Origin of the sequence: Hyphomicrobium sp. (assembly GCF_019744875.1) — a bacterium.
In the GTDB taxonomy this organism is placed as follows: domain Bacteria; phylum Pseudomonadota; class Alphaproteobacteria; order Rhizobiales; family Hyphomicrobiaceae; genus Hyphomicrobium_C.
In genome coordinates this window covers 1-22335 of record NZ_JAIETU010000006.1, presented here as the reverse complement: position 1 = coordinate 22335, position 22335 = coordinate 1, and the positions used below count along the sequence as shown (strand labels likewise).

Sequence of the window (22335 nt, the reverse complement as noted above, 5' to 3'; positions counted from 1 at the left end):
GCGCCCTTACCTCAGTTCTCGTCCATCTTGAGCGCCGCGATGAAGGCTTCCTGCGGAATTTCGACCTTGCCGAACTCGCGCATCTTCTTCTTGCCGGCCTTCTGCTTGTCGAGCAGCTTGCGTTTACGCGTGATGTCGCCGCCGTAGCACTTGGCGATCACGTCCTTGCGCAACGCGCTGATCGTCTCGCGCGCGATCACCTTGCCGCCGATGGCCGCCTGGATCGGGATCTTGAACAGATGCGGGCGGATCAGCTCCTTGAGCTTTTCGCACATCGACCGGCCACGGCTTTCAGCGCGCGTGCGGTGCACGATCATGGACAGCGCATCGACCGGCTCATCGTTGACGAGGATCGACAGCTTGACCAGCTCGTTCTCCTCGTAACCCTTGATCTGGTAGTCGAACGAGGCATAGCCGCGCGACACCGACTTCAGCCGGTCGTAGAAATCGAACACCACTTCGTTGAGCGGCAGCTCGTAGATGAGCATGGCGCGCGTGCCGACATAGGTGAGCTGCTTCTGGCGGCCGCGCCGGTCCTGGCAGAGTTTGAGCACCGCGCCGAGATACTCGTCCGGCACCAGGATGGTCGCTTCGATCCACGGCTCCTCGATGTGATCGATGCGCACGGTATCCGGCATGTCCGCCGGGTTGTGCAGCTGGGTGATCGACCCGTCGGTCATGTGGATGTTGTAGATGACCGACGGCGCCGTCGTGATGAGGTCGAGGTTGAACTCGCGCTCGAGACGCTCGGTGATGATTTCGAGATGCAGCAGGCCGAGGAAGCCGCAGCGGAAGCCGAAGCCCAACGCCGCCGAGCTTTCCGCCTCGAACGAGAAGCTCGCGTCGTTGAGGCGCAGGCGCCCCATGGCGTCGCGCAGGTCTTCGAAGTCGGCCGCATCGACTGGGAAGAGACCGCAGAACACCACCGGTTGCGCAGGCTTGAAGCCCGGCAGCGGTTCGGGGGTCGGGTTCTTCTCGTCCGTCACCGTGTCGCCGACGCGCGTGTCGGCCACTTCCTTGATCGCCGCAGTGAAGAAGCCGACCTCACCCGGGCCGAGTTCCGCCAGCATTTCCTGCTTGGGCCGGAAGATGCCGACGCGCTCCACCTGATAGTGGCCGTCCGTCGCCATCATCATGACCTTCTGGCCGCGCTTCAGCGTGCCGTCGATGATGCGCACGAGAACGACGACGCCGAGGTAGGCGTCGTACCAGCTATCGACGAGCATGGCCTTGAGCGGCTTCGACGCGTCGCCTTTGGGCGGCGGCAGGCGCTCGACGATGGCTTCCAGCACGGCCTGCACATTGAGGCCCGTCTTGGCGGAGACGCCGACGGCCTCGGATGCATCGATACCGATCACGTCTTCGATCTGCTGCTTGACCCGGTCTTCGTCAGCCGAGGGCAGATCGACCTTGTTGAGGACGGGCAGGATTTCGAGGTTGTTGTCGAGCGCCTGATAGACGTTGGCGAGCGTCTGGGCTTCCACGCCCTGGCTCGCGTCCACGACCAGCACCGCGCCCTCGCAGGCGGCCAGGCTGCGCGACACCTCATAGGCGAAGTCCACGTGGCCGGGCGTGTCCATCAGGTTGAGCTGATAGATCTTGCCGTCCGTGTGCTTGTAGTCGAGGCGCACGGTCTGCGCCTTGATGGTGATGCCGCGCTCGCGCTCGATGTCCATCGAGTCGAGGATCTGCTCCTTCATCTCGCGGTTGGTCACGTTGCCGCAAAGCTGGATCAGCCGGTCCGACAGCGTCGACTTGCCGTGATCGATATGGGCGATGATGGAGAAGTTGCGGATCAATGAGGTATCGGTCATGCGCGCGTGCTTATCACCTCGGGAGACAGGGCAAAAGGGCGTTGGGGGCCCCTCGGGGGCGGCCATCGACCGCGCCTTCCATACCCGCTCCTGCGTCCCTTTGGAATTGTTGTATTTAACCGTACCTTGGCCGCGTATCGCGCGCCCTGAGGGGACGCCGCGGCGCCCTTTGTCTTGACGGCGCCATAACGGTCGGCATGAGTGGCGGCGACAAACGAGCCGGATGGATCGAAAATGCGCTTTGCCCCGTTTTTTGCTGCCGCTGTTGCCGTGACGATTGCCCTGTCCACCCCGCACGATCCCGCAGTCTCCGGAGGCATCGAGTTCGGCCCGACCGAGACGCCGAAACCCAAGCCCCAGAAAAAAGCGCCTCCCCCCGCAGCTCCCCTGCCCGACGCTGCCGCCAATGGCGTAACGCCGCCACCCGCCGCCCCAGCCAACGCCAAGTCCGCCCCGGTCAACGCAACCCCGCCTCCCGCCGCTACTGCCGCTGCGCCCGCAACACCCGCTGCCGCCCCGGGCACCCCGGGCCGCGTCTCGACCAAGGGCCTGCCCCCGCCGCCGGCGCCGCGCAACTGCAAGACCACGTGGAGCTTCGATTCCTGGATGCGCGACTTCCGCCGTGAAGCCGCCGCCGAAGGCATCAGCCCGCGCGTCATTTCTTCCGTTCTCGACGGCATGACACCGGACCAGAGCGTCATCTCCCGCGACCGACGCCAGGGCTTTTTTGCCCAGAGCTTCCTCGACTTCTCGGCCAAGCTCGCCACCCCGAACCGGGTGACCAACGGGCGCGCGCAGATCGAGCGCAACCGCGCGACGTTCGACCGCGCCGTGAAGCAGTACGGCGTGGCGCCCTCGGTCATCACCGGCTTCTGGGCGCTCGAAAGCGACTTCGGCGCCGGCATGGGCAAGCTGCCCATCATGCGCTCGCTGGTCACGCTCGCCTACGATTGCCGGCGCGGGCCGATGTTCCGCGACGAGCTGAAGGCCGCCCTTCAGATCATCGAGCGCGGCGACATGACCGTCGACACGATGATCGGCTCCTGGGCCGGCGAAATCGGCCAGACGCAGTTCCTGCCGACCCGCTACCTCGAGCACGCCATCGACTATGACGGCGACGGCCGCCCCAACCTGTTCTCCAACGCCACCGACATCATCGGCACCACCGCCAACTACATGGCCCACCTTGGCTGGCGGCCGAACGAGCCGTGGCTGCAAGAGGTCCGCGTGCCGGCCCAGATGCCGTGGGACCAGTCAGATCTCACCATCAAGCACCCGCGCACCAAGTGGGGCCAGTGGGGCGTGACCCTGGCCGACGGTTCGCCGCTGCCCGCCGATGCGATGCCCGCGTCCCTCATCCTGCCGATGGGCCGCTTCGGGCCCGCGTTCCTGGCTTACCCCAACTTCGACGTCTATCTGCAGTGGAACCAGTCGCTCAACTACGCCGTCACGGCCGCCTATCTCGCGACGCGCATCGACGGCGCGCCGCCCATGCGCCGGGGCCGCGAAGGCATCCCGACACTCAGCATCGACGAGGCCAAGGATCTCCAGCGCATGCTGACCGCGCGCGGGTTCGACGTCGGCGAGATCGACGGGCTGATCGGATTGAAGAGCCGCCAGGCCATCAAGGCCATGCAGCTGAAATACAATCTGCCGGCGGACTCCTATCCGACACCCGAGCTTCTGGCGGCGATGCACGGAGGCTAAGGCAGGCGGCGTCTCTGGCGGAACGCTTTACCCGCCCGGGATCCGATTCTATCAATGCGCGGGGGTAACCGCGCGGCACCGCCGCGCGCGGAGGGAGTAGGGGCCGTGCAGCGTACCAATGTCGCCGGATCGAGCATCTCCGGATTCAATGACCTGCTCGCAGAGTTCGATGCCGTGGCCGGCAAGGCCTACGTCAGCACGCACGAGCTGGAAACCAGCCTTCGCGGCCTCTACAGCGCGCTGTTCGAAACGGGCTTTGCGAACGCCGACCCGGCTGAAGTCGCCGAGGCCGCTCCCCGCCTGATGCACGGCCTCTTCGCAGCCCGGATGCGCATGCGCGACCGGATCGGAGAATGGAAGGAAGCGGGCCTCCTCGCCCGTCCCGCCGAGATCGCGCTCCGCAACGTCTTCCGCATCACCCGCAACGCCTCCGACATGCTGGGCGAGGTCGCCTCCGGCAACGCCCGCCTCGCTCCCGGCGAAAAGAGCGCACGCGGCTTTTCCGGCAGGAACTGGAACACTCTGGTCCACCCCGCCTACGCCGACGGCCGCAACATTCCCTTCCAGTCGGGCGACCTCCTCCTCATGCGCGGCAGCGCCCACAACAGCGCCGCCATCGCCCGCATCGGCGACGTCGACAGCCAGTTCAGCCACATCGCCATCATCTACATCGATCCGAACGGCCAGAACTGGGTCGTGGAAGCGCTGATCGAGGACGGCTCCGTCATCAACACGCTCGAAGACGTCCTGCACCATGGGCTTGGCCGCGCCGTGCTGTACCGGTCCAAAGACCCCGCCGTCGCCGCCCGCGCCGCCAAGCTCGCCTACGACCGCATCCACGCCACCAAGACGGGCGAGGCCCGCCACATCCCCTATGACTTCACGATGCGCCTCAAAGGCCGCCGCACGCTGTTCTGTGCCAAGCTCGTCTCGCAGGCCTACGCCGACGCAACCGGCGGCGCCCTGCAGCTGCCGATGTTCAAGACGCGCTTCGATAAGCGCAACAAGGCGTTCTTCAAGAGCATCGGCGTCCGCGCCAAGGAAACGTTCGCCCCCGGCGACATCGATCTCGACCCGCGGTTCGATCTCGTGGCGGAATGGCAGGACTATCGCCTGACGCCGGGGCTGCGCCGCCAGGACATGGTCATGACCAAGTTCTTCGAGTGGATGGAAACGCGCGGCTACAAATTCAAGGAAACCCTGTTCGTCACGCTCATCGCCGTGTTCGGCCGCCTGTCGAGCTATCTGTCGGACCGCAGCAAGGCGCTGATCGCAAGCGCCATGCCCAAGGTGCCGCGCAACATGAGCCGCGCCTGCGTCGCCACCATCGTCATGCTCCACAAATCGGCCGAGGAAGTCATGCCCGCGCTCACCGCCCTTGACGAGGATAGCGTCAAGATGACGGGCTTCCCGCTTCATCCGCGCGACATGCTGGTCCATCTGGAAAAGCTGCGCGAAGTCTCGGGCGGCCAAATCGGCTACCTGCGCGGCAAGGTTTGAAGCGGTACGAGTCTAGCTCTGCCCGGCTTGGGACTGGCCCTCGCCGCCATCGCTGCGCAGCGCGACGCGAAGCGTGACGTAGCAGAAGAAGTACAGAACTTCCCAGCTCAGCAGCGTCCCGAGCTTGAGACCCAGGTTGGCGTAGGAATCGAAGAACACGGCCTGGAGCAGGATCAGCGCCAAGGCCGGCACGAACACGACGAACGGCGCCCGTGCCGCGCCGCGCCAGCCGCCGCCCTGCGCCGACCACGCCACGATGTGGGCAAGCACGAACGTCAAGATGATGCTGAGCTCGCACATGAGCGCGTCCTCCATCGGGCACTCTCGGCCCGTGGAGAAAATCTATCAGCCCACTTTCAATGTCCCGTTCAAGTTGCCCGTAAAATTTTACGGATCCCCGCTCGAGCGCCCCGTTTACGAGGCAGCCGGCTTGCGCGGCGGGGGCGCGGCCTCGAAGTTGGGAACCGTGTCGGTCGTCAGGTCCCAATGCGGCCGGCTCTTCGTGTAGAGAACGATCTCCGGCTCGAACCAGTTGCTGTCGTCGAATGCGCCGGCAGCCATCACGATCATGCCGGGCCGCGCATTGACGGTGAGAAACAGGCGCCCCCCGCAGGTCGGGCAGAAATGGCGCGTCAGCACGTTGCCGCTGTCGGCCGTGCTGTCGTAGCTCGCGGTCTGGCCGGTCACCGTCACGTCGTCGGCGCGAAAAATCGCGTTCGACATATGCCCCGTCCCCGAAGCGCGCTGGCAATCGCGGCAATGGCACTGCGCCATGCGGATCGGCGCGCCGGACACCTTGAAGCGCACGGCCCCGCAAAGACACCCGCCTTCGGCTTCCACTGCATCGGCCATCACGACCTCGCTTCCGATCGGCCCGGGCGCGCAACCCTCAGTCGCGCGATTAGTGCAGCTTGACGTGCGGCTCCGTGCGGCGCGTCAGCAGTCGCGACAGGGTATCCAGCGTAACCTTCCAGTAACCATGCAGCGCTGTCTCGTGCATTTTGTAGAGCGAGCGGTACATGAGCTTGGCGACGAAGCCCTCAATGAGCATTTTCCGGCCCGTCACGAACCCCATCAGGCTGCCGACCGTCGAATAGTGACCGAGCGAAACCAGCGAGCCGAAGTCGCGATACTTGAACGGCTTGAGCGGCTGACCCGCAAGGCGCGCCTTGATCTGCTTGACGAGGTGACTGGCTTCCTGATGCGCCGCCTGCGCACGCGGCGGAATGGCATGCGTCTCGCCCGGCGGCACGAGATAGGCGCAATCGCCGAACGCGAAGATGTTGGGATCGATCGTCGTCTCGAGCGTCTCCTTGACGACGAGCTGGTTGGACCGGCTGACCTCGAGCCCATCGAGCTTGGCCAGCACGTCCGGGCCCTTCACGCCCGCCGCCCACACCACGAGCTCCGACGGCACGAAATCGCCGTTCGCGAGCTTGACGCCGGTCGACGTGACTTCGGTCACGCGCGCGCTCGTGCGGATGTCGACATTGAGCTTCTTGAGAATGTCGGACGTCGCCGCCGAAACGCGCGGCGGCAGCGCCGGCACGACCCGGTCCGCAGCCTCGATCAGCGTGATCTTGATGTCCTTCTCGGGATCGATCTTGTCGAGCCCGAACGCCACCACGCCGCGCGCCGTACCATGCAGTTCGGCCGAGAGTTCGGTTCCCGTCGCACCCGCGCCGATGATCGACACGTGAAGCTGCTCGGGCCGGATCGGCCCCGACTGTGTGTTCGCCCGCACGCAAGCGTTGATGAGGCGGCGGTTGAAGCGCTCGGCTTCCTCCGGCGTATCGAGCATGAGCGCATGCTCCTTTGCGCCGGGCACGCCGAAATCATTCGACACGCTGCCGACGGCGATCACGAGCGTGTCGTAAGGCAGCCAGCGGTCCGGCGTCACCTCGCGCCCGTCCTCGTCGACGGTCCGCGCCAGGTGCACGAGCTTCTTGGCCCGGTCGAGACCGATCATCTCGCCGTAGCGATACTTGAAGCCGTGCCAATGGCCTTGCGCCATGTACTCGACCTCGTGGCGATCGACGTCCATGCTGCCCGCGGCGATTTCATGCAGCAGCGGCTTCCAGATGTGCGTGCGCGACCGATCGACGAGCGTGATCGCAGCCGAGCGCTTGTGGAACCAGCCGTCACGGCCGAGCTTCTTGCCGAGGGCGGTCGCGAGCTCCAGCCCCCCAGCCCCGCCTCCGACGATGATGATGTGAGGCAAGCTGGGCTTCGGCAGAACAAGTGGTTCTGCGTTCTGTCCGGTCGTTACGTCCGCAACCATCTCGTGTCTCCCGCACTTGATCCGACGGCGCAGTCTCTTACCAGGATTTACGGCCCTCGCGCGACCGAATATCCATCGCCGGCTCCATCGCCCGCCGCTTCACCTAGCTCCGGATTTCGCCACCCGTCGCCTTCTTCACGTCCGCGACCACCTTCTGGGCGATCGCCTCGATGTCCTTGTCCGTCAGCGTCTCGGCCGAAGGCTGCAGCGTCACTTCGATGGCGACGGACTTCTTGCCTTCAGCAGCCAGCGCACCGCCCTCGAACACGTCGAACACGGTGACGCCCGAGATCAGCGCCTTGTCCGCGCCCAACGCCGCCCGCACCACGTCGCCCGCGTTGACGCCGCGATCCAGCACGAAAGCGAAATCGCGGCGCACCGGCAGCAGATCGGACTGCCCCAGCGCGGGCTTCGCCCGGCTCTTTTTCTTATCGGCCGGCGCAGCATCCAGGAACACCTGGAACGCCACGACAGGCGCCGCCACATCGAGCGCGGCAAGCGTGCGCGGATTGATCTCGCCAAAATGCGCGAGCACCGTCTTCGGCCCAAGCCGCAACGTGCCCGACCGGCCGGGGTGGAACCAAGCGGGCGCGTCCCGCGTGATCTGCGCCTTGGAGGCATCGCCCCCCAGCGCCGCGATCACCGCCAGTGCGTCGGCCTTGGCATCGAACGCAGACACGTCCGCCGCCTTACCGTCCCAGTGCCGCCCGCCGCCCGAAACACCGGCCGTACCGGCGCGCACACCCGCGGCCGCCACGAACTGATCGTCGGGGGCTTCACCGCGATAGGCCTGCCCGAGTTCGAACAGCGCCACGTCGGCAATGCCGCGATTGCGGTTGCGCTCGACAGCCGTCAGCAGACCCGGCAACAGGTTCGGGCGCATGACGGCCAGATCAACGGAAATCGGATTGGCCAGCTCCACCAGCGTGGCCCCGTCGCCGAACGCCTCGGCCTGCGCCTTGGGCAGGAACGACCACGTCACGGCCTCCACGAGCCCACGCGCGGCCAGCAGACGGCGCACCTTGCGCGCGCGCTTCTGCCGGTCCGTCAGCACGGCGCGCGCAATGCCGCTCGTGCGCGGCAACGGCGTCGCCGGAATCCGCTCGATGCCGGCAATGCGCACGACCTCTTCCACGAGATCCGCCGCGCCGTGAATGTCCGGGCGCCACGACGGCGGCGTCACTTCGAACACTTTGCCTTCGCCGACCAGCACGCAGCCGAGCGTCTCGAGAATGGTCGTGATCTCTTCCGCCGGCAGCGCCAGACCGGACAGCTTCTCGACGCGGTCGAGATCGAAAATGATGCAGCGCTTCGTGTCCGGCACCTTGCCCGCCAGCGTCGCCTTCGAGGGCTTGCCGCCGCAGATTTTCAGGATCATCTGCGTTGCGAGATCGAGCCCCGGCAGCACGCTTTGCGGATCGACGCCGCGCTCGAACCGGTAACGCGCGTCCGTGACGAGCCCGGTCTTGCGCCCGGTCGAAGCCGTCCGCAGCGGATCGAAATACGCGCTCTCGATGAGCACGTTCGTCGTGGCCTCCGTCGAACCGGACGCCTCTCCGCCGATGACGCCGCCAAGGCCAAGCGGCCCCCTGTCGTCGGCGATCACGCACATCGTGCTGTCGACCGTGTGGTCCTTGCCGTCGAGGCCCTGGAACGTCTCGCCGTCCTTGCCGAGGCGCGCCCGCACCGCGCCCTTGAGCTTGTCGGCGTCATAGACATGCAGCGGCCGGCCGCGATCCTGGCTGATGTAGTTCGTCACGTCCACGAGCGCGTTGATCGGGCGCAGCCCGACCGCCTTGAGGCGAGCCTGCATCCAGTCCGGCGACGGGCCGTTCGAAACGCCCTTGATGAGGCGGGCGGCAAACGCCGGACACGCGTCCGCGGCATCCTTCGCGAAATCGAGCTTGATCGCGACCGGGTTGTCGAAGCCGCCTTCGACGCCCGAAATGGTCTTCTCATCCTTGAGCTCGCCCACGCCTGCCGCCGCCAGATCGCGCGCGATGCCGCGCACGCCCGTGCAATCCGGCCGGTTCGGCGTCAGCTTCACTTCGAACACCGGATCGTTGAGGCCGGCGGCATCGATGTAGCGGCCGCCGATGTGCTCGGCCATGTCGGCCGGCAGATCGAGAATGCCCTCGCTATCGGTAGCAAGCTCAAGCTCAGCCGCCGAGCACATCATGCCGTTCGAGACGACGCCGCGCACCGGCTTCTTCTCGAGCGTAATCTTGGATCCAGGAATGTAGGTGCCGAGCGGCGCGAACACGCTGATCATGCCCGCGCGCGCGTTGGGCGCCCCGCACACGACCTCAAACAGCGGCTGGCCCTTTTCGACCTCGACCTGCACGATCTGCAGCTTGTCGGCATTCGGATGGCGCTTGGCTTCCACGATGCGCGCGACGCGGAACGCGCCGAGCTTCGCGGCCGGATCCTCGACGCTTTCCACTTCGAGCCCGATGGCCGAAAGCTTGGTCGCGATCTCCTCGACCGACGCCTTGGTCCGAAGATGATCCTTGAGCCAGCTAAGCGTGAACTTCATGGGTCGAAACCTCTGACCAGACAGTGCTGTTCCCCTCCCCCTTGTGGGGAGAGGTTAGGGGTGGGGCGAAGCCCAACGGTCGCTTCTCGGGGGTGTCGCCCCTCGAGAAGAGAGGGCCGCGCCCTCAATCGTCTCACTCAATCAGCCCGAAAGCCCGCCGCCCAGCGTTGGCGTATCGAGCACGGAAAAACCGTAGTGGCGCAGCCAGCGCAGGTCGGCGGAGAAGAAGGCGCGCAGATCCGGCACGCCGTACTTCAGCATCGTCAGCCGGTCGAGGCCCATGCCGAACGCGAAGCCCTGGTACTTCTCCGGATCGAGCCCGCAGTTGATGAGCACGTTCGGATGCACCATCCCGCAGCCGAGAATTTCCAGCCACTGGCCCGGCTTGCCGATCGCCTCAGCGCCGATATCGACTTCCATCGAGGGTTCCGTGAAGGGAAAATGCGACGCGCGGAAGCGCATCTTCACGTCGGAAACCTCGAAGAACGCCTTGCAGAACTCTTCCAGCACCCACTTGAGGTGCCCCATGTGCGTGGTCTCGTCGATGACGAGCCCTTCGATCTGATGGAACATCGGCGTATGCGTCTGGTCGCTGTCGCAGCGATAGACGCGCCCCGGCGCGATGATGCGGATCGGCGGGCGGCGGTTCTGCATCGTTCGGATCTGCACCGGGCTCGTGTGCGTGCGCAAAAGCAGGCGCGACCCGTCGGGCTTCGGCGGGAAATAGAACGTGTCGTGTTCCTGGCGCGCGGGATGCTCGGCCGGGATGTTGAGCTTGCCGAAGTTCATCTCGTCGGTTTCGATATCCGGCCCCTCGGCCACGTCGAACCCGAGATCGGCGAAAATCTCGACGCACTCGTCGAAAACCTGGCTCACGGGATGGATGCGCCCCAGCGCTTCCGGCCCCGGCCGCACGGGCAGCGTCACGTCGGCGCGTTCATGCGCGAGGCGCGCTTCGAGAGCTGCTTCTTCGAGATCGGCGCGGCGCGCTTCGAGCGACTGCGTCACCACCGCTTTGACGGCGTTGTTGGCCGCCCCGAACGCCTTGCGCTCCTCGGCAGGCAGCGTCGCGAGCTTGGACATCTGCTGGGCGATCGGACCCTTCTTGCCCGTCACCTTCACGCGCACGGCTTCGAGCTGCGCGAGATCCTGCGCGGTGGCGATTTCGGCCAGCAGCTCGGATTGAAGGGCTTCGAGTTCCGACGTGCCGGTCGACGTGCCTGTCATGGGCACAACCCCTTTGTTGCTGACGGCTCCGATCGGCCGCATGGGCCAAAGGCCCGAGAATGTGGCCGGAGGCACGAGAACGTGACCAAAGGCCCGCGAAATGTAGCCGCGGGCCGGAGAAAGTCATCCCGAATGTCGCGCGGCCAGCCCGCAGGCAACCCGCTCTGTCCACGGAATGAGACCGGTGAACTCGCGCGGTGACTGGGCGGATAGCGGCGGCCGGACACGCCCGTGGCAAACCGCCAGACCGCAACCGCGCCCCGACGGCGGAGTTCTCCGCCGCCGCGTTTCGCTTTGTCGTGGGCTGACGCACGCCGGCGTGGCCGGGAGGTCGAGAGTTTAGGCGGCGGCTTTCTTGACGGCCGCGGCAGCCTGGTCGACCAGCGCCTTGAACGCTGCCGCATCCTGCACGGCGAGATCCGCCAGCACCTTGCGGTCGATGTCGATGCCCGCAACCGAGAGCCCGTGGATAAATCGGCCGTAGGTCAGGCCATGTTCGCGGGTGGCAGCGTTGATGCGCTGGATCCAGAGCGCGCGGAACGTGCGCTTCTTGCGCTTGCGATCGCGATAGCCGTACTGCAGCGCCTTCTCGACGGCCTGCTTGGCGACGCGGATGGTGCTCTTGCGGCGGCCGTAATAGCCTTTGGCGGCCTTGAGAACTTTCTTGTGCTTGGCGTGGGCGGTTACACCGCGTTTGACGCGAGCCATGATTGAGCTTCCTTATGACTGGTGAGGGCGAACGAGGGCGACTTAGCGGGCGTAGGGCATGTACTTCTTGACGATTTTCGCGTCAGAGTCGTTCAGCACCATCGTGCCGCGCGCATCGCGAATGAACTTCGCGTGACGCTTGATCATGCCGTGACGTTTGCCCTGGGCCGCGGCCTTGACCTTGCCGGTACCAGTAATCTTGAAGCGCTTTTTGGCGCCGCTCTTGGTCTTCATCTTGGGCATTTGGCTCTCCTTAAGACGTTCTGAGCGGTCCGCATGCCCTGCCAAAACGATGGCCGGGCAGACCCTGCATCGCCCCGCGCCGAGGCGCAAAGCGGGCAGAGCATGCTTTCAGTGCGGAATCCGCGGATGGTAAAAGCATAAAAGCCGCCACGGCATGCCCCGCCGGGCGGCTCTGGGCGGACTTATACGGGCGAGCCCCAGCAATTGCAATATACCCGTGGAAGGCTGGGAAGGCTGGCTGCCGGGTTTTGGCCCCTCCAAACGGTAACGTGGAGCCTCCGACAGGTTCACAGCGAGATTTCGCAACCCCTGAAGAAGATTACAAAGGTTGCCGCGCCAGATCTCTGTCCCGAAACCTGACTTTAATTTACTCCGCACGCTGCGGACACAGCATCGCCCGGCACAGTTGGCGCGAATGCGGACACTTGTTCCTGAAGTATCGTTATTTACTTATGCTGTTCAATTGGACATCGAGACCAGTGGATTCCAGATCATAGTCTCGCAAAACCGCGCAACATCTTGCCTTTATAAAAAAGGCGGTTCATATAAGGCGATCGAACACGCCTTGGTTCACTTGCGACAGCGCCTCACGCTGACACTCAAAGTCTCCATCGCGCGATTTGATGACATCTCCGGTCATCGGGTCCGGGGATATGACGACCTGCTTTGGAGGCACACTAATGTCTAACGGCACTGTTAAGTGGTTCAACGGTCAAAAGGGATACGGCTTCATTCAGCCTGAAGAGGGCGGGGCTGATGTGTTCGTGCACATCTCGGCCGTGGAGCGCGCAGGTCTGCAAACTCTCCGCGAGGGTCAGAAGATCGCCTACGAGACGGAACGTGGTCGCAACGGCAAGATCGCCGCAGTGAACCTGCGTCCGCTCTAAGCTACAAGCGAGACGAAAATGAACGGGGAGCGGACGGGTCTGCTCCCCGTTGCTTTTGCACGAATGACATTCGGGATCGCCCAGGGAGATTGAATGGCGAAGGAAGAGATGCTCGAGTTTGAAGGTGTGGTGGAGGAGGTGCTTCCCGACGCCCGCTGCCGCGTAAAGCTCGACAACGGACATGAAGTCATTGCCTACACGTCGGGACGAATGAAGAAGAACCGCATTCGTATTCTCGCCGGCGACAAGGTCACGGTCGAGATGACGCCCTACGACCTCACCAAGGGTCGCATCAACTTCCGTCACAAGGATGCCCGCTCCGGCCCGCCTCCGGGATCGACGGGCCCAGGCGGCGGCCAGCGTCCGCGGCGTTGATCATCTAAGCCGGACGCGCCGAGACCGGTCGGCGCGTCACGACGGCCCGCGTCAGGGATAGGCAAACCCGAACCGGAAACGCGTCAGCTTGCCTTTCTGGAATTCGTATTCCGCGTAGTAGATCGGGAACCCGAAATTCTTGAGCTCCTCATCGCGGTCCGCCCCGGTGATCTCATATTCGAAGAACAGGTCGTCGCCGTTTTTCTCTTTTGATTTGAAGCACGTCCCGAACAGCGCCTGCACCTCGGCGACGCTCATTCCGAGCTCCACCCCGCGCCCCGTCTTGAACTCCTCGATCGGCAAGTCGTGCAGCACCAGCGCTTCCGCGCCGGCGGCTTTGACTTCCACTTCAGAGTACTCGTCCTCAACGGCCCCGAACGCCGCGAACAGCACCAGCTCTTCCGAGCCGCTCTTCGAAACGAAACGCGCGTGAGGAAGGTCTTCTTCGCTCTCGACGAGATTTGCGCCCGAGCCCACGATCGCGACCGCGCTGTCGCGATCGGTCAGCTTGATGCCGCTGATCGAGACATCCGGATTTTTCATCCGGCATTTGCTGTACGCCGCGCCTGGACACATCAGGAACGCCGCGATCAGCACAAGACATGCAGCGGAATTGCCGCGGAACCGCATTGAACGTCAGCCCCCGCCGTTCAATCGAGATGAAGGCGCAGAGCATAGTCAATTCAACCACGACGACCAGCGGAATTTCCGACGAAGGACGGCGCGCGTCCCACACAAATGTGACGGCCTAAACTGAACGGGGCCGTGCGAGTTTCACGCCGAGGCTGGCGGGAGCGCCACGCCCGCGCGCATTGGCGCGCGCGCTGTCGATGTTGGAGAGAAAAAGCTTCGCGGCCGCCTGCCAGGTGAACGCAAGGGCCGCCTCGCGCACGGCGGCGCGATCGAGGCTGAGCGCGCTCCGCGCGGCAGCGCCGAGATCGTGAGACAGCACGCCGGAGACGCCGGGCGTGACAAGATCTTTCGGCCCGATGGCCGGAAACGCCGCGATCGGCACGCCCGAAGCCATCGCCTCCAGCATCACCATGCCGAAGGTATCGGTCAGGCTCGGAAATACGAACACGTCTCCCGAGGCATAGCACTCGGCAAGTCCTTCGCCTTCGCGAACACCGGTGAAAATCACGTCGCTGTAGCGCGCGCGCAGCTCGCCAAGCTGCGGCCCGTCGCCCACCACGACCTTCACACCCGGCAGGTCGAGGGCAAGGAAGGCTTCGATGTTCTTTTCGACCGCGACACGGCCGACATAGAGAAACACCGGGCCATCGCCGAACAGCCGCGCCGCGCGGGGCCTGAAAAGCTCCGTGTCGACGCCGCGCGTCCAGGGCATCAGGCGTTGGAAGCCGCGCACGGACAAGTCGGCCGCCAGGCTGTGCGTCGCCACCATCACGCCGGCGCTGCGCTGGTGAAAGCGCCTCTGAAGCGCATAGACCAGCGCTTCCGGAATGGGCCACCGGGCGCTGATGTAGTCCGCAAATCGCGTGTGGAAGCTGCTCGTGAACGGAAGCCTGCGCTGCGTGCAATAGCGCCGCGCCATCCAGCCGACCGGACCTTCGGTCGCGATATGGATCGCGTCCGGCTGCGCGGCCTCGATCAGGTCCGCGCACAGCTTCAGATTGGGGAGCGCCAGCCCGATTTCGGGATAGCTCGGGCACGGCACGCAACGAAAGCTTCCGGGCCCCAGCACCGCCAGCTCGCACCCCATACGCTTGAGCTCGGCCTGCAGTCGCTGATAGGTCCGCACGACGCCGTTGATCTGCGGCGACCACGCATCCGTCGCCAGCAGGATACGCATTAGGCGGCCTGGAGCGCTGCGGTCCCGGCCAGCGTCGCGGCGGCGTGCTCGCGCACCACGTCGTGCCAGCGGATCAGCTCGATTTCGCCGTTCTCTTTCTCTCCGATGGCCGTGCAGCTCTCCACCCAGTCGCCGGTATTGATGTAGTGGATACCGCCGATGTCGCGGCTCGCCGCGTGATGGATGTGGCCGCAGATCACGCCGTCCACGTGCTGGCGGCGCGCCTCTTCAGCAAGCGCCTTCTCGAACTCGCCGATGAAGTTCACGGCCGTCTTGACGCGATGCTTGAGGTAAGCCGAGAGCGACCAGAACCCGAGGCCGAGATGACGGCGCACGAAGTTCAGAGGCGAGTTGAGCCACAGCGCAAACTCGTAGCCGCGATCGCCGAGGAACGCGAGCCAGCGCGCATAGCGCACCACCACGTCGTACTCGTCACCGTGCAGCACCACGAAGCGCCGCCCGTCGACCATAGTGTGAATGGCCTGCCGTTCGATCTCGATGCCGCCGAAATGCATGCCCGCGTAGTCGCGGATGCCCTCGTCGTGATTACCGGGAATGAACACCACGCGCGTACCCTTGCGCACCTTGCGCAGGATCTTCTGCAGCACGTCGTTGTGGGACTGGGGCCATACGGCGCCCCGCTTGATGCGCCAGAAATCGACGATATCGCCGACCAGATAGATCGTGTCGGCTTCCGTGTGCTTCAGGAACTCGAGCAGCGCATCCGCCTGTGACGAGCGCGTGCCGAGATGCACGTCGGATATGAACAGAGTTCGGTATGTCCGGTCCATCCCCATGCGTAGAACCTCCGATCCACCAGTCGGGTCTCTCGGCTCCTTACAACGGGATTTGCATTTCAGGAGTATGACAGGGCGTCAGCCGGGAGGACGCACGTCCCCGGTAAGAGTTGAAAAGCCGCGGCTGCCCGCTCTTTTGTGGTGAACGGGCCGCGATCCGCCCCGCTCCTCACACTAGAAAAGAGGCAAGAACCGGCACGCCAACATCGCGCCAATGCCGGCGACGGCAAACCGTCTTAGTAAATGCGCACCGGAAAATAGCGCTCGACGATCTCCTGGAACCGGCCGCTCTGACGCACCTTCTTGAGCGCATCGTTAATCAGAATCTTGATCTGTGGATCGTTTCTCGGCAGCGCCATCGCCAGCCCATCGCCGAAGTACTTGGGCTCCAGGAACGCATCGCCCTTGAACTCGCAGCATTGCCGCGACAGCGAGCCATTGAGCCAGAGCGCCAGGCTGATCGCGTCGTCGAAGATCAGCTCCACCTTGCCCTGTTGTAGCGCCTCTCGCGCCAGCTCCGGATTCTCGAATAGCACGATGCGGCTGTCCCGGTAGAACGCGCGCACGAACGCCTCGTGCGCGGTGCCTTTCGCAACGCCGATGGTCACGCCATCGAGCTCGTCGGGACGCAGGTCCGGACGCGCCTCGCCCGTTTTGCCGGCGAAGCGGCCCGGCGTGTAGAAGTAGCGATCGGAAAAGTCGACCTCGGCCAGTCCGCCGGCCGTGACGCGGTGGGCGGCGATGACGGCATCCGCATCTCCGCGCTTGAGCGCCGTCAGCAGCTCTTCCCAGGGGCGCACCTTGATGTCGCAGGCCGCCCCCACCTCGAGGCAGATGGCGCGCGCGAGATCGATGTTGAATCCCGAAAGCACGCCCTCGTCGTCGTAGTAGTTGAACGGCGGAAACTCGCCCTCGGTCAGAAAGCGGATCACCACGCGCCGCGGCTCGGTCGGCCCGTCCGCCGAAACCGTCGCCGGATCGCTCTCCTGTCCGAGCGCGGCGGGCGAGAGCGCCGCTGGTGCGAACGCCGCACAGATGCAGACCAGCGAAAATCCCGCCCGGCGCATCGCGGCAGGCGCACATCGGACTGCGCGGCCTGCAATGTTCGAGAGCACTGTCAAGATAGACATCCGGCGAGCCTCACGACAACGTTTCGCAAACTGCTATTCAACATCGAAAGCATTATGGCAAGATCGATACGGGAACGAGCTGTGCGAACCGCTCGTTGGGCACCGCTCGGGGGGACCGATCCGTCGTGGATCAACGTACTCACGGCATCGGACACGTTGGCCTGCTTGCGCCGCAATCGAGATTTCGGCCGCAAACGCGGCTGAGCAAGCGGATCCCGAGGTCCATCGCGCACAAGCGCTCCGGCAGCCTCGAAAAGCGCGATCTTCATGCGGCCGTCAACAGCCTGCGTCTCGCCACGCCCGACCTGTCGGCCGGCATGCCCACCTGGATCTGGCAGAAGCGCGCGCTGTTTGGCGCCGCGGTCGCTTTGATGATGACGGCCGTACTCTCTCTCGCGCACGCGCTTTTTGCGCTCGCGGCCATCCTTGCCGTGCCGTTCTTCTGCGTCGTCGCCTTGAAGTCGGCCGCCCTCTGGCACACCGCCACGCGGCTCGGCCGTGTAGGGGCGCATCGCGCAAAGCCTGCCCCGACAGCAGCACCGGCCGTGCTTCCTCGCTATTCGCTTCTGATCCCGCTCTACGACGAAGTCGCGGTCGTGCCCGATCTCATCGCCGCCATCGCACGCATCGACTACCCGGCAGACAGGCTGGAAGTGTTCCTCATTCTCGAACACGTGGACGTCGCCACGCGGACGGCGGTCGCAGCACAGGCGCTCCCCGGGCACGTCTCTGTGGTCGTCGTGCCGGATGGCCAGCCTCGCACCAAACCGCGCGCGCTGAACTACGCTCTGCGCCGCGCCACCGGCGATCTCGTGGTTGTCTACGACGCCGAGGACATCCCCGAACCGGACCAGTTGCGGCGCGCCGCCGCGCGGCTGGCCGCCAATCCCGGCCTCGGCTGCCTGCAGGCCCGGCTCAACGTCATCAACGACGGCGAGACCTGGCTCACGCGCCAGTTCGCGATCGAGTACACCGCCCTCTTCGATTGCGTCCTGCCGACCCTCGAACGCCTCAACCTCCCCGTCCCGCTCGGCGGCACGTCCAACCATTTTTCGAGAGCCGTCCTCGAACAGGTCGGCGGCTGGGACCCGTTCAACGTCACGGAGGATGCGGATCTGGGCATTCGCCTCGCCCGCAAAGGCTACCGCGTCGAAGTCCTGGACTCGACCACCTGGGAGGAGGCGCCGGCGAACTATCGCACCTGGCGCAACCAGCGCACCCGCTGGCTCAAGGGATGGATGCAAACATATCTGGTCCACATGCGCCGTCCCCTCGCGACAGCGCGCGATCTCGGATGGCTGCGCTTCCTGGGGCTTCAGGTGCTGATGGGCGGGCTGATCCTGTCGACGCTCGTACACCCCTGGTTCTACGCCGCCGCGATCTGGGAAGCGGCCGCCGGCCCCTGGGCCATCCTTGAACACGGCCCGGTCTCGAATGCCGTGCGCGTCGTCGCCTTCGCCAATCTGGTGCTGGGGTACGTCACCGGCGTCGCCCTGGGCGCCATCGCCGTAGCCGGCCGCAGCCGCTACCGCCTGGCGCTCTCCGCGCTCCTGATGCCCGCCTACTGGCTGATGATCTCGATCGCCGCCTATCGCGCGCTCTACCAGCTCGCGACCTCGCCCTATGACTGGGAGAAGACGCCCCATCGCCCGCGCTCGGCCTTCACCCCAGCCGCGCCGCTTCCCTAGCGCGACCAAAAGAGAGCGGCAGACATGAAAAAGCCGCCCGGTCAGGGCGGCCTTCAGGTCGTCAGTCGGCCCGCAACGGGGCAGGCCGGCCATTGATTGTGGGTCTCAGCGCCCGAATCCGAGCGACGCGAGCTCCACCTGGCACTTCTTGCCGAGCTGGAAATACTTGAACGCAACGCAAGCCTTGACCTTGCTGACGGTCGGCTTCGCGCCAATGCAGAGACGACGAACGTCCGTCTCGCACGCTGCCCGCAACTGCGGAGTGACCTCCGGCGGCAACTTGAAGTCTTCCGCAACGGCCACGTTTGCGACCACCGCACCACCCAACGCCAACACCACCCGCTTTACGCTCATTGCCCGCCCTCGATTGTTTTTGATCTGACGACCCATTCACTGCACAATAAGGGCCGAATTGTGCAGCGCGAAAAGTTCCCGGCAACGAAAGTTAATCCTGTGGCCCGGAGGCCGCGAATTTCCCCCGGCAGGATGTCGTAAGAACGACAGAATTGCTGCGTTTCTTGAAAAGCTTATCTGATATTTTTCACATATCTGACGATCGCCGAGCGCGATCATAGAGCTCCGCGCCAAACTGCCTCAGATTGGCCCCGCCGCGACACCCGTCGGCAGCGCGCAGGTCACGCCCGTGCCGCCGAGCCCGCAATAGCCGTGCGGGACCTTGGCGAGATACTGCTGATGATAGTCCTCGGCGAAGTAGAATTCCGGCGCCGGCAGGATCTCGGTCGTGATCGCACCAAACCCGGCCGCCGTCAGATTGCGCTGGTAGGCGGCCTTGGACTGCTCCGCAGCCGCTGCCTGCTCATCGGAAAACACATAAATTCCAGATCGATACTGCGTTCCGACGTCATTCCCCTGGCGCATGCCCTGGGTGGGGTTGTGGCTCTCCCAGAACGTCTTGAGCAGCCGCTCGTAAGAGATCACGGCCGGATCGAAGACCACCAGCACCACTTCGTTGTGCCCGGTCCGCCCCGTGCACACCTCTTCATAGGTCGCGTTCGGCGTAAACCCGCCCGCGTACCCCACCGCCGTCACCCAGATACCGGCGCCGAGCTCCCAGAACTTGCGCTCGACACCCCAGAAGCAGCCCATGCCGAACATCGCAACCTCGAGCCCGGCCGGGTAGGGACCCTTGAGCGGCCGCCCGAAGATGAAATGCTCCTCCGCCGTGGAAAGCGGCGTCGGCCGGCCCACGAGAGCCGTGTCGGACGTCGGCAGTTCGGTCTTTTTTCTTGAGAACAGCATTGTCTTACCTGACTGATTACGCATGTGATCCTAGTACGAACCGCAGCGTTCCGCGTTTCACACGTCACCCATCACGATTTCGGCAACCACCCGCCGCAAGGCTCAGAGGACGTCATGGACATCATCGCTTGGCTCGCCTCTGCGCTGCTGACCGCCGCCGGAGTCGTTTGGGCGCTGATCTGGTTCCTGATCGGCGGCTGGGTTTCGACCCTGCTTCAGATCGCCGTCCTCATTGTCGTGATCTATGGAATGAAATATGGGTGGCGCCGCGCGCCTTTCGAGATCTGGCGGCGCACGCAATCGTTCGGCCGGTTCTTTTGGAACTGGGTTCGGGCCCGCGAGCCCGATCCTCGCGTCACGGTTCAGGCCGGCCCGGAGGTCATCCGTGAGATTCGCGTCCACGAGTTCGGCGACATCAACATCTCGACCGTCCTGTCGCTGGCAGCCATCGTCGGCCTCTGCGGGCTCGCGGCGTTATAGCGCGCGCAAAAGCGAGTTCTCTTAAGCCGGCTTGGGCGCCTCGAACCACCGCGGCGCATCCCCGGTGAAAATGAAGAAGAGCGCCGCGCCCTGAATGACGATCTGCGCCACGCTAAGAAGCGCAACGAGCGGGCTTGCCTCGAGCAGCATCGAAATATTCTGGATTGTCGGCCATAGCCCGAGCACGAACATCGCCGCAAACAGCATCCGCGCCCAGTTCTTGCGCTTGCGTACGATCAACCAGATCAGAAGCAGAATGATCCCAAGCGTCGCCAGCACGACGCCGGCCACGAATGCCATGCCGCCGAGCGCCTCAATTTCCGGCATCGCAGCCTGGCGCGACCCATCGAGAATGAGATTGAGCAGCGCAATGCACACCGACGCGTACATCAGCCGCTCGAAAACGACGACATTCTGAGGCATGGCACAGGCTCCGGATCATCGCGATCGGAACACAGAATGTCACCAGTCGGAGCGACTTCCAAGACGTCGTGCGCGGCACGGCTAACACGATGCCCAGAAACCCCGTGCGCCCGAAACGCAAAACGCCGCCCAGACGTAAGCCTGGGCGGCGCATGATCGACGATGTGAAGAGGATTTGATGAATTCGAATTGGTATTCACAGCACGCTTTGGCAGACCTGGCGACGACCTACTCTCCCGCGTCTTAAGACGAAGTACCATTGGCGCTGGGGCGTTTCACGGCCGAGTTCGGAATGGGATCGGGTGCAGCCACCCCGCCATAATCACCAGGTCGGCGAAAGCGTGATGTGAATGAATTCTGGGTCTTTCGTGCATTTTCCTACGCTCATCGAGGCGGCATTTGCCGCCCTCGCGGTGCTGCGGGCGCGGTTTAGCGCGCCGATCGCAGCGTGAGCGATTACGATGAGCATTGCTTAATGAGAGCGATCGAAGTTCAATCGAACGATTAGTACCAGTAAGCTACATGCGTTGCCGCACTTCCACACCTGGCCTATCAACGTGGTGGTCTACCACGGTTCTCAAGGGAGAACTCGTTTCGAGGTGGGTTTCCCGCTTAGATGCCTTCAGCGGTTATCCCGTCCGCACATAGCTACCCTGCTGTGCCGCTGGCGCGACAACAGGTCCACCAGAGGTGCGTCCAACTCGGTCCTCTCGTACTAGAGTCAGATCCTCTCAATTCTCCTACACCTACGGCAGATAGGGACCGAACTGTCTCGCGACGTTCTGAACCCAGCTCACGTACCTCTTTAAATGGCGAACAGCCATACCCTTGGGACCTGCTCCAGCCCCAGGATGAGATGAGCCGACATCGAGGTGCCAAACGATTCCGTCGATATGGACTCTTGGGAATCATCAGCCTGTTATCCCCGGCGTACCTTTTATTCGTTGAGCGATGGCCCTTCCACACAGAACCACCGGATCACTATGGCCGACTTTCGTCTCTGCTCGACTTGTCAGTCTCGCAGTCAGGCGGGCTTATGCCATTGCACTCGACGGTTGATTTCCGACCAACCTGAGCCCACCTTCGCACGCCTCCGTTACAATTTAGGAGGCGACCGCCCCAGTCAAACTGCCTACCATACAATGTCCCGGGACCGGATAACGGTCCGCGGTTAGACAACCATGTTCATAAGGGTGGTATTTCACATTGCGGCTCCACCAGAGCTGGCGCCCCGGTTTCTAAGCCTACCACCTATCCTACACATGCAAACACGATTGCCAGTGTAAAGCTACAGTAAAGGTGCACGGGGTCTTTCCGTCTAACCGCAGGAACCCCGCATCTTCACGGGGAATTCAATTTCACTGAGTGTGTGCTGGAGACAGTGGGGAAGTCGTTACGCCATTCGTGCAGGTCGGAACTTACCCGACAAGGAATTTCGCTACCTTAGGACCGTTATAGTTACGGCCGCC

The 22335-nt window shown here is 64.1% G+C and carries 21 protein-coding genes and 2 rRNA genes; 6 read left to right on the top strand and 17 right to left on the bottom strand.

From position 1 onward, the window contains the following. Positions 1 to 11: 11 nt before the first annotated feature. On the bottom strand, positions 12 to 1814 hold the full coding sequence (gene lepA / locus K2Y42_RS15215) for a translation elongation factor 4 (protein WP_291154120.1): 1803 nt from the start codon (positions 1812 to 1814) through the stop codon (positions 12 to 14). 234 nt (positions 1815 to 2048) lie between these two features. Between lepA and K2Y42_RS15210 the strand changes: the two genes are divergently transcribed. Together K2Y42_RS15210 and K2Y42_RS15205 are read left to right on the top strand one after the other, a co-directional pair. Then, entirely contained in the window at positions 2049 to 3521 is a 1473-nt protein-coding gene (locus K2Y42_RS15210; protein ID WP_291154119.1) for a lytic murein transglycosylase, read from the top strand. 105 nt (positions 3522 to 3626) lie between these two features. Further along, complete coding sequence (locus K2Y42_RS15205; RefSeq protein ID WP_291154117.1) at positions 3627 to 5021, top strand: YiiX/YebB-like N1pC/P60 family cysteine hydrolase; 1395 nt, start codon at positions 3627 to 3629, stop codon at positions 5019 to 5021. A gap of 12 nt (positions 5022 to 5033) precedes the next feature. Here K2Y42_RS15205 and K2Y42_RS15200 read toward each other — a convergent pair whose 3' ends face one another. The 7 genes from K2Y42_RS15200 to rpmI form a co-directional block, all read right to left on the bottom strand. Next, the gene (locus K2Y42_RS15200; protein ID WP_291154115.1) at positions 5034 to 5321 is read right to left on the bottom strand and encodes a hypothetical protein; all 288 of its coding nucleotides are present in this window, start codon (positions 5319 to 5321) and stop codon (positions 5034 to 5036) included. A gap of 114 nt (positions 5322 to 5435) precedes the next feature. Beyond that, complete coding sequence (locus K2Y42_RS15195) at positions 5436 to 5873, bottom strand: GFA family protein (RefSeq protein ID WP_291154113.1); 438 nt, start codon at positions 5871 to 5873, stop codon at positions 5436 to 5438. Positions 5874 to 5922: 49 nt separating this feature from the next. Further along, positions 5923 to 7302 carry an NAD(P)/FAD-dependent oxidoreductase gene (locus K2Y42_RS15190; RefSeq protein ID WP_291154111.1) on the bottom strand — a complete coding sequence of 460 codons (1380 nt, stop codon included), beginning with the start codon at positions 7300 to 7302 and terminating at the stop codon, positions 5923 to 5925. Between the two features lie 103 nt (positions 7303 to 7405). Further along, positions 7406 to 9838 (bottom strand): phenylalanine--tRNA ligase subunit beta, encoded by a 2433-nt coding sequence (pheT, locus tag K2Y42_RS15185; RefSeq protein WP_291154109.1) that lies wholly within the window; start codon positions 9836 to 9838, stop codon positions 7406 to 7408. Positions 9839 to 9979: 141 nt separating this feature from the next. After that, positions 9980 to 11065 carry a phenylalanine--tRNA ligase subunit alpha gene (pheS, locus tag K2Y42_RS15180; protein WP_291154108.1) on the bottom strand — a complete coding sequence of 362 codons (1086 nt, stop codon included), beginning with the start codon at positions 11063 to 11065 and terminating at the stop codon, positions 9980 to 9982. A 339-nt stretch (positions 11066 to 11404) separates the two neighbouring features. After that, positions 11405 to 11773, bottom strand: coding sequence for a 50S ribosomal protein L20 (rplT, locus tag K2Y42_RS15175; RefSeq protein WP_291154106.1), 369 nt, complete (start codon positions 11771 to 11773; stop codon positions 11405 to 11407). Positions 11774 to 11815: 42 nt separating this feature from the next. Beyond that, the gene (rpmI, locus tag K2Y42_RS15170; RefSeq protein WP_291154105.1) at positions 11816 to 12016 is read right to left on the bottom strand and encodes a 50S ribosomal protein L35; all 201 of its coding nucleotides are present in this window, start codon (positions 12014 to 12016) and stop codon (positions 11816 to 11818) included. A gap of 680 nt (positions 12017 to 12696) precedes the next feature. Here rpmI and K2Y42_RS15165 point away from each other — a divergent pair. Together K2Y42_RS15165 and infA are read left to right on the top strand one after the other, a co-directional pair. Further along, the gene (locus K2Y42_RS15165) at positions 12697 to 12903 is read left to right on the top strand and encodes a cold-shock protein (RefSeq protein ID WP_020084059.1); all 207 of its coding nucleotides are present in this window, start codon (positions 12697 to 12699) and stop codon (positions 12901 to 12903) included. 93 nt (positions 12904 to 12996) lie between these two features. Beyond that, positions 12997 to 13278 (top strand): translation initiation factor IF-1, encoded by a 282-nt coding sequence (gene infA / locus K2Y42_RS15160; protein ID WP_291154101.1) that lies wholly within the window; start codon positions 12997 to 12999, stop codon positions 13276 to 13278. Between the two features lie 51 nt (positions 13279 to 13329). Here the strand turns inward: infA and K2Y42_RS15155 are convergent, their stop codons facing one another. From K2Y42_RS15155 to K2Y42_RS15140, 4 genes are all read right to left on the bottom strand, one after another. Continuing rightward, positions 13330 to 13821, bottom strand: coding sequence for a hypothetical protein (locus tag K2Y42_RS15155; protein ID WP_291154099.1), 492 nt, complete (start codon positions 13819 to 13821; stop codon positions 13330 to 13332). Between the two features lie 205 nt (positions 13822 to 14026). Continuing rightward, complete coding sequence (locus tag K2Y42_RS15150) at positions 14027 to 15088, bottom strand: glycosyltransferase family 1 protein (protein ID WP_291154097.1); 1062 nt, start codon at positions 15086 to 15088, stop codon at positions 14027 to 14029. Beyond that, positions 15088 to 15885 (bottom strand): UDP-2,3-diacylglucosamine diphosphatase, encoded by a 798-nt coding sequence (locus tag K2Y42_RS15145; RefSeq protein ID WP_291154095.1) that lies wholly within the window; start codon positions 15883 to 15885, stop codon positions 15088 to 15090. Before K2Y42_RS15145 ends, K2Y42_RS15150 begins: the two co-directional genes overlap by 1 nt. A 236-nt stretch (positions 15886 to 16121) precedes the next feature. Further along, positions 16122 to 17015, bottom strand: a complete 894-nt coding sequence (locus K2Y42_RS15140) for a transporter substrate-binding domain-containing protein (RefSeq protein ID WP_291154093.1) — start codon at positions 17013 to 17015, stop codon at positions 16122 to 16124. Between the two features lie 125 nt (positions 17016 to 17140). On the opposite strand from K2Y42_RS15140, the gene K2Y42_RS15135 reads away from it, so the two are divergent. After that, positions 17141 to 18703 (top strand): glycosyltransferase, encoded by a 1563-nt coding sequence (locus K2Y42_RS15135; RefSeq protein ID WP_291154091.1) that lies wholly within the window; start codon positions 17141 to 17143, stop codon positions 18701 to 18703. 105 nt (positions 18704 to 18808) lie between these two features. Here K2Y42_RS15135 and K2Y42_RS15130 read toward each other — a convergent pair whose 3' ends face one another. Further along, positions 18809 to 19057 carry a hypothetical protein gene (locus K2Y42_RS15130; RefSeq protein ID WP_291154089.1) on the bottom strand — a complete coding sequence of 83 codons (249 nt, stop codon included), beginning with the start codon at positions 19055 to 19057 and terminating at the stop codon, positions 18809 to 18811. Positions 19058 to 19297: 240 nt separating this feature from the next. After that, complete coding sequence (gene msrA / locus K2Y42_RS15125) at positions 19298 to 19963, bottom strand: peptide-methionine (S)-S-oxide reductase MsrA (RefSeq protein ID WP_291154087.1); 666 nt, start codon at positions 19961 to 19963, stop codon at positions 19298 to 19300. 114 nt (positions 19964 to 20077) lie between these two features. Here msrA and K2Y42_RS15120 point away from each other — a divergent pair, with 114 nt between their 5' ends. Then, the gene (locus K2Y42_RS15120) at positions 20078 to 20443 is read left to right on the top strand and encodes a hypothetical protein (protein ID WP_291154085.1); all 366 of its coding nucleotides are present in this window, start codon (positions 20078 to 20080) and stop codon (positions 20441 to 20443) included. Between the two features lie 21 nt (positions 20444 to 20464). Here K2Y42_RS15120 and K2Y42_RS15115 read toward each other — a convergent pair whose 3' ends face one another. From K2Y42_RS15115 to K2Y42_RS15105, 3 genes are all read right to left on the bottom strand, one after another. Beyond that, entirely contained in the window at positions 20465 to 20866 is a 402-nt protein-coding gene (locus K2Y42_RS15115) for a hypothetical protein (protein ID WP_291154083.1), read from the bottom strand. Positions 20867 to 21081: 215 nt separating this feature from the next. After that, positions 21082 to 21196, bottom strand: a 5S ribosomal RNA gene (rrf, locus tag K2Y42_RS15110). 153 nt (positions 21197 to 21349) lie between these two features. Further along, positions 21350 to 22335: ribosomal RNA gene (locus K2Y42_RS15105) — 23S ribosomal RNA — on the bottom strand; the annotation flags it as partial.

Bases quoted from the DNA above. Each gene is read 5' to 3' on its own strand.
- K2Y42_RS15115 (WP_291154083.1), bottom strand. From the start codon at position 20,866: ATGCCTCAGAATGTCGTCGTTTTCGAGCGGCTGATGTACGCGTCGGTG.
- K2Y42_RS15190 (WP_291154111.1), bottom strand. From the start codon at position 7,302: ATGGTTGCGGACGTAACGACCGGACAGAACGCAGAACCACTTGTTCTG.
- pheS (WP_291154108.1), bottom strand. From the start codon at position 11,065: ATGACAGGCACGTCGACCGGCACGTCGGAACTCGAAGCCCTTCAATCC.
- msrA (WP_291154087.1), bottom strand. From the start codon at position 19,963: ATGCTGTTCTCAAGAAAAAAGACCGAACTGCCGACGTCCGACACGGCT.
- lepA (WP_291154120.1), bottom strand. From the start codon at position 1,814: ATGACCGATACCTCATTGATCCGCAACTTCTCCATCATCGCCCATATC.
- K2Y42_RS15140 (WP_291154093.1), bottom strand. From the start codon at position 17,015: ATGTCTATCTTGACAGTGCTCTCGAACATTGCAGGCCGCGCAGTCCGA.
- infA (WP_291154101.1), top strand. From the start codon at position 12,997: ATGGCGAAGGAAGAGATGCTCGAGTTTGAAGGTGTGGTGGAGGAGGTG.
- rpmI (WP_291154105.1), bottom strand. From the start codon at position 12,016: ATGCCCAAGATGAAGACCAAGAGCGGCGCCAAAAAGCGCTTCAAGATT.
- K2Y42_RS15165 (WP_020084059.1), top strand. From the start codon at position 12,697: ATGTCTAACGGCACTGTTAAGTGGTTCAACGGTCAAAAGGGATACGGC.
- K2Y42_RS15120 (WP_291154085.1), top strand. From the start codon at position 20,078: ATGGACATCATCGCTTGGCTCGCCTCTGCGCTGCTGACCGCCGCCGGA.
- K2Y42_RS15150 (WP_291154097.1), bottom strand. From the start codon at position 15,088: ATGCGTATCCTGCTGGCGACGGATGCGTGGTCGCCGCAGATCAACGGC.
- K2Y42_RS15145 (WP_291154095.1), bottom strand. From the start codon at position 15,885: ATGGGGATGGACCGGACATACCGAACTCTGTTCATATCCGACGTGCAT.
- rplT (WP_291154106.1), bottom strand. From the start codon at position 11,773: ATGGCTCGCGTCAAACGCGGTGTAACCGCCCACGCCAAGCACAAGAAA.
- K2Y42_RS15200 (WP_291154115.1), bottom strand. From the start codon at position 5,321: ATGTGCGAGCTCAGCATCATCTTGACGTTCGTGCTTGCCCACATCGTG.
- K2Y42_RS15155 (WP_291154099.1), bottom strand. From the start codon at position 13,821: ATGAAAAATCCGGATGTCTCGATCAGCGGCATCAAGCTGACCGATCGC.
- pheT (WP_291154109.1), bottom strand. From the start codon at position 9,838: ATGAAGTTCACGCTTAGCTGGCTCAAGGATCATCTTCGGACCAAGGCG.
- K2Y42_RS15210 (WP_291154119.1), top strand. From the start codon at position 2,049: ATGCGCTTTGCCCCGTTTTTTGCTGCCGCTGTTGCCGTGACGATTGCC.
- K2Y42_RS15130 (WP_291154089.1), bottom strand. From the start codon at position 19,057: ATGAGCGTAAAGCGGGTGGTGTTGGCGTTGGGTGGTGCGGTGGTCGCA.
- K2Y42_RS15195 (WP_291154113.1), bottom strand. From the start codon at position 5,873: ATGGCCGATGCAGTGGAAGCCGAAGGCGGGTGTCTTTGCGGGGCCGTG.